General features: G+C 60.5%; 13 protein-coding genes and 1 tRNA gene. 10 read left to right on the forward strand and 4 right to left on the reverse strand.

Annotated features, from left to right (window positions below; genetic code table 11):
* The first annotated feature begins 1 nt into the window (after window position 1).
* Genes AQUI_RS0123120 through AQUI_RS32575 form a run of 3 tightly spaced genes read left to right on the forward strand, consistent with a single transcriptional unit; the run spans window position 2 to window position 2039 of the window.
* Window positions 2-466 carry a recombinase family protein gene (locus AQUI_RS0123120; RefSeq protein WP_027259646.1) on the forward strand — a complete coding sequence of 155 codons (465 nt, stop codon included), beginning with the start codon at window positions 2-4 and terminating at the stop codon, window positions 464-466.
* Window positions 463-1002: a recombinase family protein gene (locus tag AQUI_RS0123125; protein WP_027259647.1), complete on the forward strand. Its 540-nt coding sequence runs from the start codon at window positions 463-465 to the stop codon at window positions 1000-1002. Before AQUI_RS0123120 ends, AQUI_RS0123125 begins: the two co-directional genes overlap by 4 nt.
* On the forward strand, window positions 897-2039 hold the full coding sequence (locus tag AQUI_RS32575) for a recombinase zinc beta ribbon domain-containing protein (RefSeq protein WP_425411842.1): 1143 nt from the start codon (window positions 897-899) through the stop codon (window positions 2037-2039). Before AQUI_RS0123125 ends, AQUI_RS32575 begins: the two co-directional genes overlap by 106 nt.
* Here the strand turns inward: AQUI_RS32575 and AQUI_RS0123130 are convergent.
* A tRNA-Thr gene (locus AQUI_RS0123130) sits at window positions 2002-2077 on the reverse strand. The genes AQUI_RS32575 and AQUI_RS0123130 overlap by 38 nt on opposite strands.
* Before the next feature lie 359 nt (window positions 2078-2436).
* Here AQUI_RS0123130 and AQUI_RS0123135 point away from each other — a divergent pair.
* Window positions 2437-3312 carry a hypothetical protein gene (locus AQUI_RS0123135; RefSeq protein WP_027259648.1) on the forward strand — a complete coding sequence of 292 codons (876 nt, stop codon included), beginning with the start codon at window positions 2437-2439 and terminating at the stop codon, window positions 3310-3312.
* 117 nt (window positions 3313-3429) lie between these two features.
* Here AQUI_RS0123135 and AQUI_RS0123140 read toward each other — a convergent pair whose 3' ends face one another.
* Complete coding sequence (locus AQUI_RS0123140; protein ID WP_027259649.1) at window positions 3430-3945, reverse strand: hypothetical protein; 516 nt, start codon at window positions 3943-3945, stop codon at window positions 3430-3432.
* Window positions 3946-4086: 141 nt separating this feature from the next.
* On the opposite strand from AQUI_RS0123140, the gene AQUI_RS0123145 reads away from it, so the two are divergent.
* Together AQUI_RS0123145 and AQUI_RS0123150 are read left to right on the forward strand one after the other, a co-directional pair.
* Window positions 4087-5076, forward strand: a complete 990-nt coding sequence (locus AQUI_RS0123145; protein WP_027259650.1) for a hypothetical protein — start codon at window positions 4087-4089, stop codon at window positions 5074-5076.
* Window positions 5077-5277: 201 nt separating this feature from the next.
* Window positions 5278-6570, forward strand: coding sequence for an O-acetylhomoserine aminocarboxypropyltransferase/cysteine synthase family protein (locus AQUI_RS0123150; RefSeq protein WP_027259651.1), 1293 nt, complete (start codon window positions 5278-5280; stop codon window positions 6568-6570).
* 63 nt (window positions 6571-6633) lie between these two features.
* Here AQUI_RS0123150 and AQUI_RS0123155 read toward each other — a convergent pair whose 3' ends face one another.
* On the reverse strand, window positions 6634-7350 hold the full coding sequence (locus tag AQUI_RS0123155; RefSeq protein ID WP_027259652.1) for an SIMPL domain-containing protein: 717 nt from the start codon (window positions 7348-7350) through the stop codon (window positions 6634-6636).
* A 176-nt stretch (window positions 7351-7526) separates the two neighbouring features.
* Here AQUI_RS0123155 and AQUI_RS0123165 point away from each other — a divergent pair, with 176 nt between their 5' ends.
* A complete protein-coding gene (locus AQUI_RS0123165; RefSeq protein WP_027259653.1) occupies window positions 7527-10166 on the forward strand; it encodes a hypothetical protein in 2640 nt (879 codons plus the stop codon).
* Between the two features lie 141 nt (window positions 10167-10307).
* On the opposite strand, the gene hppD is transcribed toward AQUI_RS0123165, so the two are convergent.
* Window positions 10308-11408 carry a 4-hydroxyphenylpyruvate dioxygenase gene (gene hppD, locus AQUI_RS0123170; RefSeq protein WP_027259654.1) on the reverse strand — a complete coding sequence of 367 codons (1101 nt, stop codon included), beginning with the start codon at window positions 11406-11408 and terminating at the stop codon, window positions 10308-10310.
* Between the two features lie 153 nt (window positions 11409-11561).
* On the opposite strand from hppD, the gene AQUI_RS0123175 reads away from it, so the two are divergent.
* The 3 genes from AQUI_RS0123175 (at window position 11562) to AQUI_RS0123185 (ending at window position 15331) form a co-directional block, all read left to right on the forward strand.
* The gene (locus AQUI_RS0123175; RefSeq protein ID WP_027259655.1) at window positions 11562-12017 is read left to right on the forward strand and encodes an Lrp/AsnC family transcriptional regulator; all 456 of its coding nucleotides are present in this window, start codon (window positions 11562-11564) and stop codon (window positions 12015-12017) included.
* A 66-nt stretch (window positions 12018-12083) separates the two neighbouring features.
* Window positions 12084-13304 carry a PAS domain-containing protein gene (locus tag AQUI_RS0123180; RefSeq protein WP_027259656.1) on the forward strand — a complete coding sequence of 407 codons (1221 nt, stop codon included), beginning with the start codon at window positions 12084-12086 and terminating at the stop codon, window positions 13302-13304.
* A 134-nt stretch (window positions 13305-13438) separates the two neighbouring features.
* Entirely contained in the window at window positions 13439-15331 is a 1893-nt protein-coding gene (locus tag AQUI_RS0123185; RefSeq protein ID WP_027259657.1) for a cation:proton antiporter domain-containing protein, read from the forward strand.
* Window positions 15332-15358: the final 27 nt, after the last annotated feature.

A 15358-nucleotide genomic window follows, 5' to 3' on the forward strand; every position in this document is an offset into this window, starting at 1 on the left:
CATGAACACGTCGCAAGACACCTACGCGCTAATTTACGCGCGAACAGCCAGAGATGCCGGGCTAAGCAGTAGCTTCGGGCTTTATCCGCAAATCTGTTCAGGAATCGCATATGCTTTTCAGAACAGGTGGCTCGTAAAAAAAATCTACCTGGATACAGGCTCAGGTATTTCTGATGACCACCCGGGGATGAAAGAGCTACTAAGTGACATTCAGAAAATGTCCAATGAAACTGTTCACTTAGTGACCGAGGACCCAGCGCGATTGTCTCGAAACATAGGCTACTACGAAAGCCTTCTAAAATCGTTCAATAGCGCTGGTGTCGCCGTCCATTTTTGCGCCTTCGGTGGCGAGTTACCAGAACTCGGGAGCCTTACAAAAAAACTAATCTCGGCACTCCAGAGTGCAAGCAAACGCGAAGCATCCCTGATCCGCCGCCGCAAAAACATCAAAAAGGAAACCAAATGAAACAAGGACATAGCAGCTTTCAAAACGTCGCAATTTATGCTCGCGTTTCTCACGTGAAACAGGTGGCAGAGGGGCATGGTCTCGAAAGCCAAATAACACGATGTCGCGAGTTTGCAGAGCAGAAGGGTTACAATGTTGCGGCGGTCTTTACAGATGAAATAACAGGCCGCGTTGAAAAGCGGCCTGGCATGAATGCAATGATGAGTTTTCTGAAGAAGAAGGCCAACAACACCCATGTTGTAATTATTGATGACATCTCCCGCCTCGCTCGCAATGTTCCGACCCACTGGAAAATACGCGACCAGATCGCGGCCGTTGGAGCAAGCATTGAGAGCCCCAACTTAGAATTCGGGGAAAGCTCCGGCCCTCGGTTGATCGAGAACATGATGGCGGCTGTTTCACAACACCATAGCCAAAGAAATGGCGAAACATGTTTCGACCGAATGAGGGCCCGTCTTTTGGGCGGATATTGGGTCTTTCGCGAACCGATTGGATACAAGTTGAAAAAACTCCCGGACATGGTCAGCTTCTCGTAAAAGATGAGCCCGTCGCGTCAATTCTCAAAGAAGGGTTGGAAGGGTATTCCTCAGGCAGGTTCGCAAGTCAGGGAGAACTGGCACGTTTTTTTGAAAGCAAACCCATTTTCATGGCCACCATATCTGCAGATTTTGTCCGGATACAAAAGGTTAAAGATCTGCTTACACGTCCTATCTACGCGGGCTACATTAGCTACATGAAAAGCAGAGAGGGGCGTGAATGGAACGTGTCATTCCGCGAAGGAAAACACCAACCCATCATTGATCTCGAAACCTTCGAGAAAAACCAAGCACGCCTGTCCGCGAAACCCAAAGCTGCCCTTCGTCGGGACACCAGCGAAGACTTCCCCCTAAGGGGCTCAGTTCTGTGCGACAGCTGCGGACGACCACTAACTGGATGCTGGTCCAAGGGACGAAAAAAGAGTTACCCTTACTACCTCTGTCAGAAACGCGGCTGTGAAAACAAAGGCAAGTCCATCCCTAAGCAGGTAATGGAAAATCAGTTCGTTGAACTCCTCGAAAAACTCGAGCCATCAGAGGAGCTATTGACTGCGGCTGAAGCTATGTTCCGCGACATCTGGGAGGCAAAGCGAAAATCGGTAAAGGCTGACCAAAGCGCCTATCAAAGGCAGATATACCAAGTTGAAAAGAAGATTGATGACTTCATCGAGATGATTGCCAACGCGACCAACCCCACGGCTGCAGGTCTATACGAAAAAAAGATCGAGGATCTGCTGCGCACAAAGGAAGTTTTAGCTCAAAAATCTGCCAATCTGGGTGAATCTCAGCCAGCATTCAAGGATGTGTTCGAACCATCTATCAGATTCCTCGGAAACCCCTATAAAATATGGAAAAATTCCGATTTCTCCTGGAAGCGAGCGGTTCTTCGACTGGCATTTTCAGAGCCTCTCAAATACTGCAAAAAAGAGGGGTATCGAACACCAAAAACAGCCTTACCTTTCAAAGTGTTGGAAGGCGTCGGCTGCGGAAAAAGTGAAATGGTGCCCCCACACGGACTCGAACCGCGGACCTACTGATTACAAATCAGTTGCTCTACCAGCTGAGCTATAGGGGCACTCACAATCGCAAACTTCCGGATCCGGGGTCGGCGCACGGCCATGAACCCTGAGTGTCCGGTGGAAAATGTCTTCCCCGCCGGGCCTGCTGGGCGACTGGTACTAAAGTACAGAATGACCGTCAAGCCGGTTTGAAAAATCAAATTGCGAAACTGCGGAAACCCCTCGCCGGGATGCGCAAAACCGCCCTCAGCTGCCCTCCGCGGGACAGGTTGAATACAGAGGTTTGCCGCTTCGGCAAGCACCACAGCCCCCTCAACGCTCCCCCGTCGCAAAATCAGCGCAAACCGTAGGTTTGACCTCCTGGCCGCTCCGCATTACTTCTGTAGGCAAGAAACCCGGAAAAACAGGTCGGATCATGCAGGTCATCATTCACTGCGGGGCACATGCCACTGAAGAAGATCTGCTGTTGAAGGCGCTGCTGAAAAATGCCGGCGCTTTGTCGGAACAGGGCACCGCAGTGCCAGGACCCGGCCGCTACCGGTCCTTGCTGAAGGACTGCCTGGCGGCGATGAAGAACGGCAGCGCCGCCAAGGACGCGCCAAAGGTTTTGTGGGACGCAATTCTGGATGACCGCCAGGCAGACCGGGTGATTCTCTCCAATCCGCATTTCTTCGGCTCGCCGCGGCATACGCTGCAGGGCGAACGGCTTTACCCAGAGGCGGGTGAACGGCTGCAGGCGCTGCAGGCGCTGTTTCCCTATGATCAGCCGGAAATCTTCATGGCGTTGCGCAACCCGGCCACGTTCCTGCCTGCGATGCTTGCGAAGTCCAGCCGGGCCATTGTGCGGAACGTTCTGAAGGGCTGCGACCCGGTGCAGCTGCGCTGGTCCGGGCTGCTGGCGCAGATGCGGGATATGGTGCCGGGCATGCCGGTCACTGTCTGGTGCTACGAAGACTTGCCGCTGATCTGGAGCCAGGTACTGCGGGATCTAGGCGGAATGGAGGTCAACGCCCCCCTCACAGGCGGGATGGACCTGCTGGCCACCTTGATGCAGCCTGCCGGCGTGGAGCGGTTGCGCGCCTATCTTGCAGAAAACCCGGATCTTACGGAAATCCACAAACGCCGTGTCTATGCCGCCTTTCTGGACAAGTTCGCACTGGAAGACGCGCTCGAGGAGGAGTTGGACCTCCCCGGCTGGACCAGCGCGCTAGTGGAGGAGATGAGCGAGCGTTACGAGGAAGACCTCTATGTTATCCAGCGGATGCCCGGCGTCACCCTGATTGCGCCATGATTGCAGGCCAGCCCCGCGCCGCGGCTGAACAGCACCCTCGACGCGGTTTGTGCAGTCTGCGTGAACAGATTGCAATTGCGCTCTCAGAGCAGCAGCAAAGCGATGCGGAACCCCCGCTTAACGCAGAGGCTGGCCGTTGCGGCCGAAGGTCAGGTTTTCGCTGCTCAGGTCATCATAGGTGACCTCGACCGCGACTTGCTGGATGGAGCCAAGCGGATAGCTTCGGTATGGCATCCCGTCTTCGTCCTTGATCATGTTTGGGAAGCCTTCCTCAAGGTGGCAATCCGGCAGCGGCCAGATCTCCGGCGGGTTGCCGTTCACCCCCAGCTTGACCTGCGCCAGCCCGCAGCGCCAGGACCACAGGTGGGTGACATAAAGCAGATCCTGGCCGTTGAATTCGCGCACATGGATCCAGTTGGTCTGGGTCGCTGCCAGGATCGGCTTCACTTCGAGCGCGGTAGTAAAGCGGCCGGTGGCCTGTTGCGGCTCTGCTGCCAATCTCGTTTGCGCTGATGCAGGTTGCCCCGCCGCAGTTTGTGCCGGCGCGGCGGCGGCTGCGCGGTCCAGCGCACCGGGTTGCACACTGGGCTGCGCTGATGCCGCAAAAATGGCCAGGATCACGTCAATCATCATTGTCTCTCCCCGGTCTGCGCCCTGAACAGCACAGAACCGCTTGTAATCGCCAGCAGGCCGGTTGCGCGGCGCCTTGCAGGCTTGTAGCTAAACTATCAGGCAGTCCTATCCGCCCGGAAGAGACGGAAAACGGGGAAAACCATGGCAAATGCCCCCTTCAATGTGATGATCGTGGGCCAAGCCGGCCGGCTGCAGTATGAGGCGCTGCTGTTCGCCGCCTCGCTGCGCCATTGTTCGCCCGGGTTTTCCGGACGGTTGTTTGTGGCGGTGCCGCAACCAGGGCCGCTGTGGGAGAAGGACCCCGCCATCCGCAAGCAGGACGTTCTGCAAGCGCTGGCAGATTTGGGCGCCGAGATCCTGCCGTTCGAGAACAAAACCTTCGGCGGCGCCTACCCTTACGGTAACAAGATCGAAGCCTTGCAGGCGATGCCCAAGGGCGAGCCGTTTGTGTTTTTCGACACCGACACGCTGATCACCGGAGAGCTGGCGGATGTGCCGTTTGATTTCAGCCGCCCTTCGGCCTCGCTGCGGGTGGAGGGGACCTGGCCCAAGCCGACCCTGTACGGGCCTGGCTACAGCGGGATCTGGCAATCGCTCTACAGCCGTTTCGGCCTCGACTTTCTGTCCAGCCTCGACCTCAGCCAGCCGGATGAATACTGGAAACGCTACCTCTACTTCAACGCAGGCTTCTTCTACGGCGCCTGCCCGCGGGCCTTTGGCAAGCGGTTCCTGGTCTATGCGCAATCTGTCCGCAACGACCCGCCGCTTGCGCTGACCGGCCAGACACTGGAGCCCTGGCTGGACCAGATAGTGCTGCCACTGGTGATCCACTCCTTTGGCGGCGGACGCGATGCGCTGCCCGGCGGTTATCTGGACGGGCAAACAAGCTGCCATTACCGGCTGTTTCCGCTGCTTTACGCGCGGGAGAACGACTGGGTGGTGGAAATACTGCAGGAGATCGCAGCGCCGAACCGGATCAAGAAAGTGCTGAAGGGCTACGAGCCGATCAAGCGCATGATCTATCAGGGGCGCGGTGAAAAGGTGCGGGCGCTGTTTGACCGCGCAAACCTGCCCCGCCGCGAACAGGCAATCCGCAACCGGATCAAATCCGAAGGCTTCTGGATGCGCTGATCCCGGCCTTCGGGCTTAAGAAAACGCAGGGCTCCCACCTGCTCACGGGCCTCCGGCGGAGACCCTTTGCAGTTGGGCCCGGCGCCGCCAGGGGCCGGCGGCGGGCGGGAGCCTTCCGCTGCGGCATTCCCGCAATTGCCTTCCTAGCGCAGCCATGCTGTTGTGCGCCCGGAATAACAGAGCTTTCAGGGAGACCCATTCATGACCGACGTTCCGACATACGGTTTTGACACCTTGCAGATCCACGCCGGCGCCAAGCCGGACCCGGCCACCGGCGCGCGGCAGACGCCGATCTACCAAAGCACTGCCTATGTGTTCCGCGATGCCGAACACGCCGCCGCGCTGTTCAACCTGCAGGAAGTCGGCTTTATCTATTCGCGTCTGACCAACCCCACCGTCGCGGTGCTGCAGGAACGTCTGGCAACACTGGAAGGCGGTGTTGGCGCGGTTTGCTGCTCTTCCGGCCATGCGGCGCAGATCATGGCGCTGTTCCCGCTGATGGGTCCGGGCTGCAATGTGATCGCCTCAACCCGCCTGTACGGCGGCACCGTTACCCAGTTCAGCCAGACCATCAAGCGCTTCGGCTGGTCTGCGAAATTCGTCGATACCGATGATCTGGACGCCGTGAACGCTGCCATCGACGAAAACACCCGCGCGGTATTCTGCGAATCCGTGGCCAACCCAGGCGGCTATGTGACCGACATCCGCGCCCTGGCGGATATCACCGATGGCGCCGGTATCCCGCTCATCGTCGACAACACCTCTGCCACGCCCTACCTGTGCAAGCCGATTGACCAGGGTGCGACGCTGGTTGTGCATTCCACCACCAAATACCTCACTGGCAACGGCACCGTGACCGGCGGCTGCGTGGTCGACAGCGGCAATTTCGACTGGTCGGCAAATGACAAGTTCCCGTCTCTGTCAGCACCAGAGGATGCCTATCACGGCCTCAAGTTCCACGAGACCTTCGGCCCGCTTGCATTCACTTTCCACAGCATTGCCATCGGCCTGCGCGACCTTGGCATGACGATGAACCCGCAAGGGGCGCATTACACGCTGATGGGGGTTGAGACCCTTTCACTGCGGATGCAGAAACATTGCGAGAACGCCGAGAAAATCGCTGCCTGGCTCGAGAATGACAGCCGCGTTGACTACGTGACCTATGCGGGCCTGCCGTCCTCGCCCTATTATGAGCGCGCCCAGGCCTGCTATCCCAAGGGCACCGGCGGCCTGTTCACCTTTGCGGTCAAGGGCGGCTATGAGGCCTGCATCAAACTGGTGGATTCTCTGGAGATCTTCAGCCATGTGGCCAACCTCGGCGACACCCGTTCGCTGATCATCCACTCTGCCTCCACCACCCACCGGCAGCTGTCGCCCGAGCAGCAGGAAGCAGCAGGCGCAGGTCCGAATGTAGTGCGCGTTTCCATCGGAATCGAGGATGCAGACGACCTGATCCGCGATCTGGACCAGGCGCTGGACAAAACCTGCGGCTGAGGCGCCAACAGCAATTCAGCAGAAAGGCCGGGCGTCCTGCCCGGCCTTTCTTGTTGCCGCAGGTTACTCGCTGCCTGGCACAGTCATATCGAAGACAACCGAGACATTGTGGCTGAAAGTCAGTTCCCCGGCTTCAATGGGCATCGCATCGCTGCGGGCCATTTCCATCGCCATCATGGGACGTCCGCCGCCGCCGCGCTCATTGATCGAGCGCACCGGTCCCAGTTCCATGCCGGCAGCCTCGGCCAGCTGCTGCGCCTTGCGGATGGCGTCCTTGACGGCCTCCCCGCGGATTTGGTCGGTGACCGCCGAAGGGTCCTCCACACCAAAGCTCGGCCCCTGGAACTGATTGGCGCCCGCCGTCAGCACCGTATCCAGCACCGGGCCAAGCCGGTCAAGGTCGCGCACCCGCACCATCAGCGTGTTCGACGCCTGGAAACCGGTGATCTCGCGCCGCCCGCCGCTGTCATAGGAGCGGTCCTGCGACCAGACCGGATGCATGGAAATCTGCCGGGTCTGCATGTCCGCAGCAGCAATGCCGCCGTCCTTAAGCCGTGCAATCACAGCGCCCATTGCCTCGGACACAGCCGCCATTGCCATCGCCGCTTCCTCGGCCTCTTCGGTGACGCCCAGGGTGATGGTCGCCAGTTCCGGCGCCACTTGCAGCATGCTTTCGCCGTTTACGGTGATCTGACGCAACGCCGTGGCCTCGCTTGCTGCCAGGGTACCGGCGCTCATCGACAGCATCAGCGCGGCTGCCAGAATTTTCTTTGCCTTCATACGGAAAAGCTCCTTTTGCAATGTCTTCTAGATGGGGATGGCAAACTGCCGCCTGCAAGTCCTGGCAGACGTCTTTTCCTTTAACTCGGCAGGTTCCTGCTTTAAGGTCCGCGGCAAAACACCGGGCGCGTCAGGCGGCCCCGGGCAGTATGGATTTTGATGGTTTGACCCAAGGCATGAAACCGGCGTTTGCGCTTTCGCTTTCCTCAGATGGCATCGAACTGATCTACCGCGCGAAAGATGGCTGGCGCAGCGTGGCCAGCACCCCGTTTGACGCCGATGATCTGCCTGCCGCATTGGCCGCAATGCGCGCGGATGCGCTGCAGCTGGCACCCGGCGGCATCTTCTGCAAGCTGATCCTGCCCAATGACCAGATCCGCTATTTGACCGCCGAGACCGGTGATCTGCCCGTTGAGGCGCGGATTGAAGCGGCCCGGCAGGCGCTGGAAGGCGCCACGCCTTATCCTGTGGATGAGCTGGCCTTTGATATCTCCATCGACGGCAGCCGGACCCATGTTGCGGCGGTGGCGCTGGAAACCCTGGACGAGGCCGAGACCTTTGCGGTCGAGCACGGGTTCGGCCCGGTCAGTTTTGTCGCGGCGCCGGAAGACAGCGGTTTTCAGGGTGAACCGTTCTTTGGCACCACACGGGCAATCCGCGGCACCGAGGTTGAGCCGGACGATACGGCTGTCAAGGTGATCGGACCTGCAGAACTGCCGGCCCTCTTGACCGAAGACCGTGCGGATGACCCCGCCGCCCTAGCACTGGCGGAAGACAGCGCAATACCGGCAGCGATTGCCGCTGTCACGGAACCCTTGACAGAGCCAGCAGAACCGGCGGCTCTTGTTGAGGCGGAAGAGATGGCTGCAGCTGCCAAACAACCACCTGAACGGGACGGCGCGCCGCTGGATGCCCCCAAGGACACTCCGGTGCCCCCGTCTGCCCAGGCAGCCGGGGCCGAGGAGCCTGCAAGCCTGCCACCGCTTGTTTCGCCGCCTTCTGACGCTTCGGGCGCGCCGTTACCAGATGTTTCAGGCCTTCTCAGCCAAGAGAACAAGGCAGCGTCTGTAAAATCGTCCGCGCAAGCCTCCGCTCCGCTGGCCGCCGGGCGCCAAGTGCCAAAAGCTCCAGCTGCCGTGAAGCCGGTCGGCGCAGCAATTGCGGCCCAGAAACCTGACACCGCGGACACTCCGGCGGCCCATTTGCCAATACCGCCAGCTCCGTTGCCAACTGGTGCGGCTTCTCCTCTGCCAATTCCGCCGGCGCCGGCAGCATTGCGGGACAGCGCCCCGGCAGCCGCCGCGCCCGCGGCGTCACAGTCTCCGGCCCCCGAAAAGGCCGCCAAGGGCAAGCCGCGCTACCTTGGGGTGATCCTGACAGCCGTTCTGCTGCTGTTCATGGCAACAGTTGCGGTCTGGGCTGTGTTTGGCGAAGGCGGATTTTTTGCTGCAGCCCCCGATCAGGATCCCGGCCTGGCACCCGCCCCTGCGGTCAGATCCGAAGACGGGCAGCCGGATGCAGCCCCCCCCCGGCCGGCGGCGCCCGCCGCGGCAGGCAGCCCCGGCTCAGATACCGCCCCTGCCGCCATCGCTCCGCAGGTAAGCGTCCTGGCAGGCCAGCCCGATCCCGGACTGCAGGAGGCCGGCGCAGCGCCCGCAGAGGGCGAAACGCAGGAAAACACCGCGTTGGCTGAGGCCGGCGGCACAGGCGCGCTCCCTTCGGTCGAGGATGAGGCCGCCGCCGATGGTGTGAATCTGCCCGAAGAGGGCACCGACACCGCCTTTTTGGACCCCTCTGCTCTGCAGCCCAGCGGCACAGAGGGACCCGAACCGGCCCCGGCGCCCGCTGAGTCTCTGACTGCAGGGCCGCTGGATGACTTGGCCCAGGCCGCGCGCTATGCCGCGACCGGGGTCTGGCCGGTTGCTCCTGGCCTGGGAGACATCCCCGCCGCGCCCCGCCTGGACGAGCTTTATACTGCCTCCATTGACCGTACTGAAATCGCCGCCGACGCGGTGGCCCTGCCGCAGCCAGAAACCTTTGCCGGGGATGATGAACCCGGCGCCATTGCCTCGCCTGCTGCGGCAGGGTCTGCGTTTGATCTGGACGCGCGCGGGCTGGTCAAAGCCACCCCCGAAGGCACGGTTAATCCCGATGGCATCACAGTCTACCTTGGCCGCCCGAAAAACGTGCCGCCGCCCGCTCCGGATCGCAGCGACCCCGCCGCCGAAGCGCTGGCTGAGGAAGTGGCCCGCAATCAGGTGCTGTCGCGCAAACGCCCCAAGCCGCGGCCTGCAGATCTGGAAGAACTGGTGGAACGGGCGCAGCTTGGCGGTCTCAGCCGGACAGAACTGGCCAGCATGCGCCCGCGCCAGCGCCCTGCCAGCCTGAAGCCCGCCGGGGAAGAGCAGCTGCCGGTCACCGCCCAAGCCATCGCCGCCTCGGTGGTTCCGCGCGCCCGGCCCGCCAATTTCGCCAATTTGGTTGACCGCGCCCGGCGCAATCCGCAAAACCAGGCGCAGATCGCCGCTGCCGTGCCCGCCGCTGCAGCCGCGGCGGCACCGCGCATCCCGACGGCCGCATCGGTTGCCCGCCGCGCCACCGTCAGCAACGCCATCAACCTGCGCAAGCTGAATCTGATCGGGGTTTACGGCACCGCCTCGGACCGCCGCGCATTGGTCCGTCTGCCCTCAGGCCGCTACAAGAAGGTGCAGGTCGGCGACCGTATCGACGGCGGCCGGGTAATTGCCATTGGTGAAAGCAAATTGCAGTACCAGAAAGGCGGCCGCAACCGTACCCTGGAAATGCCCAAGGGATAGGATCAAGCCCTTCCCTTCCTGCGCGTAATTCATAAAACCGCAGCTCCGGAGGATGGGCCTGTTGCAGGCCGCCTTGCCGCCGCACGCAAAAAAGGCCGGACCCGCATGGCAGGCCCGGCCTTTTCCGTTTCTCAGGTCCTGTTATTCTGCGGCCTGGATCTCGCCGCTTTCGATCTGCTCACGCTCAATCGATTCAAACAGCGCCTTGAAGTTGCCTTCGCCAAAGCCGTCATCGCCCTTGCGCTGGATGAACTCAAAGAAGATCGGCCCGATCACGGTTTTTGAGAAGATTTGCAGCAGGATCCGGGTCTCGCCGCCGTCCACCACGCCTTCGCCGTCGATCAGGATGCCGTGTTTCTTCATCCGGTCCAGCGGTTCGTCATGTCCGTGAACCCGCTCTTTGGACATTTCATAGTAGGCGTCATTCGGGCCAGGCATGAACTTCAGGCCCTTTTCCGCGATTGCATCGGTGCTGGCATAAATGTCGTCCGAGCCGACTGCGATATGCTGGATGCCTTCGCCGTTGTATTTTTTCAGATAAGAAACGATCTGACCTGTTTCGCCCCGGTCTTCGTTGATCGGGATCCGGATCCGCCCGCAGGGCGAGGTCAGCGCGCGACTGAGAAGTCCAGTGAACTTGCCCTGGATATCAAAGAAACGGATCTCCTTGAAGTTGAACAGTTCCTCGTAGAACTTGAACCACTTATCCATGTTGCCCTTGTAGACGTTGTGGGTCAGGTGATCGAGGTAGAAGAACCCGTCGCCGCGCGGTTTGGACTGTTTCAGCCAGGTGAATTCCGCGTTGTAGGGCGAGGTGTCGTGATACTGATCGATGAAGTAAATCAGCGAGCCGCCAATCCCCTTGATTGCAGGCACATTCATCACTTTGCCCGGCCCGTCATAAGCCTCGGCGCCTTTGGACACAGCGTGTTCGAATGCCTTCTGAGCGTCCGCCACCCGCCAGCCCATCGCCGGCGCGCAGGGGCCGTGCTCTTCCACGAATTTCGCAGCAAAGCTTTCGGGGTCGGCGTTCAGGATATAGGTGACATCGCCCTGCTGCCACAGTTCCACCAGCGGCTGGTTTTTGCGATGGCCGGTCAACTCATACCCCATGCGGGTGAACAGCGCCCGCAGCTCGTCCGGCTCCGGGCTGGCAAATTCAACAAATTCAAAACCATCGGTGCCAGCCGGGTTTTCCGGGGTGATTACGGATTTCGGGGCGTTATGCGGGAAAGGACCCATTGCGTGTCTCCTTCGGATCATGCGGGAAGCCAAGTGAATTCTTACATCCAGAATACCGCATATCCAGCGCAGGTTTTCCGCGTTGTTTCGCACCGGAAACTTGAAATGTGCGTATCATTCGCGCCATGGTGGCCAAAAATGGAAAAAACACGCATGCTGGACCCAACAGACACCAAGCTGCTCGCAGCTCTTCAGAAAAATGCGCATCTCACCGCGCAGGAGCTGGGCGAGATGCTCAACCTTTCCCCTAGCCAGGCCGGGCGGCGGCGGCAGCGGCTGGAGGCAGAAGGGTATATCCAAGGGTATTCGGCCCGGCTTGACCCCGCCAGGCTGGGGCTGTCAGTGCAGGGGTTTGTGCAGGTTCATCTGGGCAGTCACGGCCCCGAACAATCCAAGGGGTTTGCCCGGCTGGTGGCCAGCCAGCCGGAAATCACCTCGGCCTGGACGATGACCGGAGAGGCCGACTACCTGCTGCGCGTCTATTGCGCCGATCTGGAGGCGCTGAATACGCTCATCCACGGCATCCTGCTGCCCCACCCCGCCGTTTCCAGGGTCCAGAGCCAGATCGTTATGGCACAATTAAAACGCGATGCACCGCTGCCGACTTAACCATCCGGGAAGGAATTGGCGGTAAAGATGCCCTAACGATTTCTGTAACCGAAAGTGGAACGTGCCGTGTCTATTGTTGACCGCCGAATTGAAACGCGCCCGAGCAGCGGCGAGGCGCCGTTTGGCCTCAATGAGGTGTTCTTTTCCAGAACCGACAGCCGCGGTGTCATTCAGGCCGGCAACTATGTGTTCCGCCGTGTCGGCGCCTACCCCTGGGAAGAACTGATCGGCGCCCCGCACAAGGTGATCCGCCACCAGGACATGCCCAAGGGGGTGTTTTCGCTGTTCTGGGACACCATCCAGCGTGGCGAATTCATGGGCGCCTACGTCAAGAACAAGTCCAAGGACGGACTGTACTATTGGGTATTTGCCGTGGTGGTGCCCTGCCAGGACGGCTACCTTTCCGCCCGCATCAAGCCAAGCAGCGCATTGTTTACCGAGGTGCGCAATTTCTATGCGAAGGTGCTTAAGCGGGAGACCGAAGAGGGCATCACTCCGGAGGACAGCGCGCAATACCTGCTCGATTGGCTGAACAGCCAGGGCTATGAGAACTACCACGAGTTTGCCGCCCACGCACTGAGCCAGGAACTGATCTCCCGAGACAAGGGCCTGAACCAGCCGCCCAACGCCCGGATCCAAGAGCTGACGGGCATGCTGCGCAACGCTGAAACCCTGGTGGAAGAGACCGAAGGGCTGATCACCGATTTCGATGCAATGCACACGATCCCGCATAACCTGCGGGTGCTGGCCTCGCGGATTGAACCATCGGGCGGCCCGGTCACGGTGCTGTCGCAGAACTACGGCTCGATGTCACGCGAGATGTCGGATTGGTTCGGCGCCCATGTGATGGGTGAGAACAGCAATTTTGCCAAGATCAAGGCTTCGGTGAACAGCAGCCTGTTTGTCGAAGGCATGGCGCGCATCCTGATCGAATGCGACAACCAGCTGCAACAGGAACGCCGCGATCTCGGCGAGCCCGACATGGAAACCGAACGCGGCATCCTGGCCGATCTGGCCAAGGACCAGGTCAAGCGGTCGCAAAACGGTATGAGAGAAGTCGACGAAGAAGCCGCGCGCATCACCAGCGCCTGCCAGATCATGCACCGGCACTTCCTTGGTCTCAGCTCCACTCGGGTGCTGCTCAAAATCGAAAGCGCACGGCTGACCGATTCCGGCGAAACACTGGCTGATATCATCGACCAGCTGGGCGGTTTTCAGGAACGGATTTCGCGGCGGCTTGACCGGATCGGAAAGCTGAGCGAAGAGATCCGCCTGCTCGAACAATAGCCGGCCCGAAAAGCAACAAGCTCGACCGAAAACCCATCAATGATTGCTGCTGGCAGGCACCGTATTGCCGTAACAGCCCGCCGCGGCCGGCAAAGCCATTGCCAAGGCCCCGGCAGGCTTGCGATACCTAAAACATGGAAGAGTTTTTTTACCAAGCAACCATTTATCTGGGCGCCGCAGTCATTGCGGTGCCTCTGGCTGCGCGCCTTGGGCTTGGCTCGGTTCTAGGATACCTGGCGGCGGGCATTGCCATCGGCCCGATCTTTGGCCTGACCGGCACCGAAACCGAGGATTTGCGCCACTTCGCCGAGTTCGGCGTGGTGATGATGCTGTTTCTGATCGGGCTGGAGCTGGAACCGCGCGCGCTTTGGGCCATGCGGGATAAGCTGATCGGCTTGGGCGGCATGCAGGTCACAGCCTCGACGGCTGTTCTGATGGGCGCTGCCATGGCTGCGGGCGAACCCTGGCATGTCAGCCTGGCAGTCGGACTGGCGCTGTCGCTGTCTTCCACTGCGATTGTCCTGCAGACACTGTCGGAAAAGGGGCTGATGCGCACCGGCGGCGGCCGTTCAGCCTTTTCTGTGCTGCTGACCCAGGATATCGCGGTGATCCCGATCCTTGCCTTTCTGCCGCTGCTGGGCAGCTATGCGATCCCCCAGTTTGCCTCCGATGGCTCCATCAGCCGTGATAGCGCAGGCGGCCACGGCGGCGGCCACGGGTCGCTGTCGCTGGTGGACGGGTTGCCCGGCTGGGCGGTGGCGCTGGTCACCCTGGCCGCCATCGCCTTCATCATCCTGGCGGGCATTTACCTGACGCGGCCGCTGTTCCGGTTTATCCACGCCTCCAACCTGCGGGAGATGTACACCGCCCTGGCGCTGATGATTGTCGTCGGCATTTCCTTCCTGATGACGCTGGTCGGCCTTTCCCCCGCCCTAGGCGCCTTTCTGGCCGGGGTCGTGCTGGCCAACTCCGAATTCCGGCACGAGATGGAAAGCGACCTTAACCCCTTCAAGGGGCTTTTGTTGGGGTTGTTCTTCATCACTGTCGGCGCGGGCATCAACTACCGCCAGTTTCTGGCCGACCCGGGCGATCTGATCGGTTTGGCGCTGCTGGTGATCTTTGCCAAGGGCGTGGTGCTGTTTGCCGTCGGCCGCGCCTTTGGCCTGCGCCGCCGCCGCTTGTGGCTGTTCACCCTCAGTCTGGCCCAAGCCGGGGAGTTCGGCTTTGTGCTGCTGGCTTTTTCGACCCAGCTCAACGTGATTCCAGCAGCGCTTTCAGAAAAGCTTCTACTGGTGATTGCTTTGTCGATGCTGATCACCCCGCTGCTGTTCATCGCCTATGACCTGTTGTCCAAACGCATGGGCGACGCCCGACAAGAGCACGAGCCGGATGAGATCGACGAGGAAGGGCCGGTTATCATCGCGGGCATTGGCCGTTTTGGCCAGATCGTCAACCGGCTGGTGCAGGCCAGCGGTTTCAAGACTGTGGTGCTGGACCATGATATGGAAGCGGTGCAGCTGATGCGCCGGTTCGGGGTGAAAAGCTTCCTTGGCGATCCCACCCGGCCGGAACTGCTGAAAGCTGCAGGAATCGCCAAGGCCAAGGTCTTTGTGGTGGCGCTGGACGACCCGGAAGGCGTGGTCAAGATGGTCACCTATGTGCGCCGGGCCTATCCGGATCTGCACATCATCGCCCGAGCCAAGGACCGCAACCATGTCTATGAGCTGTACAAGGCCGGCGCCGATGACATTGTGCGCGAGATGTTCGACAGCTCCGTGCGTGCAGGCCGCTATGTGCTGGAGAACGTCGGTCTCAGCGAATATGAGGCGGCACAGGCGGCGCAGACCTTTTATGCGCATGACCGTGCCAACCTCCGTGACCTCGCCCAGCACTGGATCCCCGGCGTGCCTGCCAGCCAGAACCCGGCCTATATAGACCGCGCGCGGGAGCTGGAGAAAGCCATCGAAAGCGCGATTTTCGAGATGGCCGAACGCAAGCGCAAGAAATCCGCAAAAGCCGCAGAATGACAGAAGCCCCGGCGCAGGCCGGGGCTT

Origin of the sequence: Leisingera aquimarina DSM 24565, assembly GCF_000473165.1 — a bacterium.
Taxonomy (GTDB): Bacteria; Pseudomonadota; Alphaproteobacteria; order Rhodobacterales; family Rhodobacteraceae; genus Leisingera; species Leisingera aquimarina.

What these genes read in the sequence shown, in the direction of transcription:
- AQUI_RS0123145 (WP_027259650.1), top strand. Translation starts at nt 4,087, where the DNA reads ATGGCAAATGCCCCCTTCAATGTGATGATCGTGGGCCAAGCCGGCCGG.
- AQUI_RS0123120 (WP_027259646.1), top strand. Translation starts at nt 2, where the DNA reads ATGAACACGTCGCAAGACACCTACGCGCTAATTTACGCGCGAACAGCC.
- AQUI_RS0123140 (WP_027259649.1), bottom strand. Translation starts at nt 3,945, where the DNA reads ATGATGATTGACGTGATCCTGGCCATTTTTGCGGCATCAGCGCAGCCC.
- AQUI_RS0123155 (WP_027259652.1), bottom strand. Translation starts at nt 7,350, where the DNA reads ATGAAGGCAAAGAAAATTCTGGCAGCCGCGCTGATGCTGTCGATGAGC.
- AQUI_RS0123125 (WP_027259647.1), top strand. Translation starts at nt 463, where the DNA reads ATGAAACAAGGACATAGCAGCTTTCAAAACGTCGCAATTTATGCTCGC.
- AQUI_RS0123185 (WP_027259657.1), top strand. Translation starts at nt 13,439, where the DNA reads ATGGAAGAGTTTTTTTACCAAGCAACCATTTATCTGGGCGCCGCAGTC.
- AQUI_RS0123165 (WP_027259653.1), top strand. Translation starts at nt 7,527, where the DNA reads ATGAAACCGGCGTTTGCGCTTTCGCTTTCCTCAGATGGCATCGAACTG.
- AQUI_RS0123135 (WP_027259648.1), top strand. Translation starts at nt 2,437, where the DNA reads ATGCAGGTCATCATTCACTGCGGGGCACATGCCACTGAAGAAGATCTG.
- AQUI_RS0123175 (WP_027259655.1), top strand. Translation starts at nt 11,562, where the DNA reads ATGCTGGACCCAACAGACACCAAGCTGCTCGCAGCTCTTCAGAAAAAT.
- AQUI_RS32575 (WP_425411842.1), top strand. Translation starts at nt 897, where the DNA reads ATGTTTCGACCGAATGAGGGCCCGTCTTTTGGGCGGATATTGGGTCTT.
- AQUI_RS0123150 (WP_027259651.1), top strand. Translation starts at nt 5,278, where the DNA reads ATGACCGACGTTCCGACATACGGTTTTGACACCTTGCAGATCCACGCC.
- hppD (WP_027259654.1), bottom strand. Translation starts at nt 11,408, where the DNA reads ATGGGTCCTTTCCCGCATAACGCCCCGAAATCCGTAATCACCCCGGAA.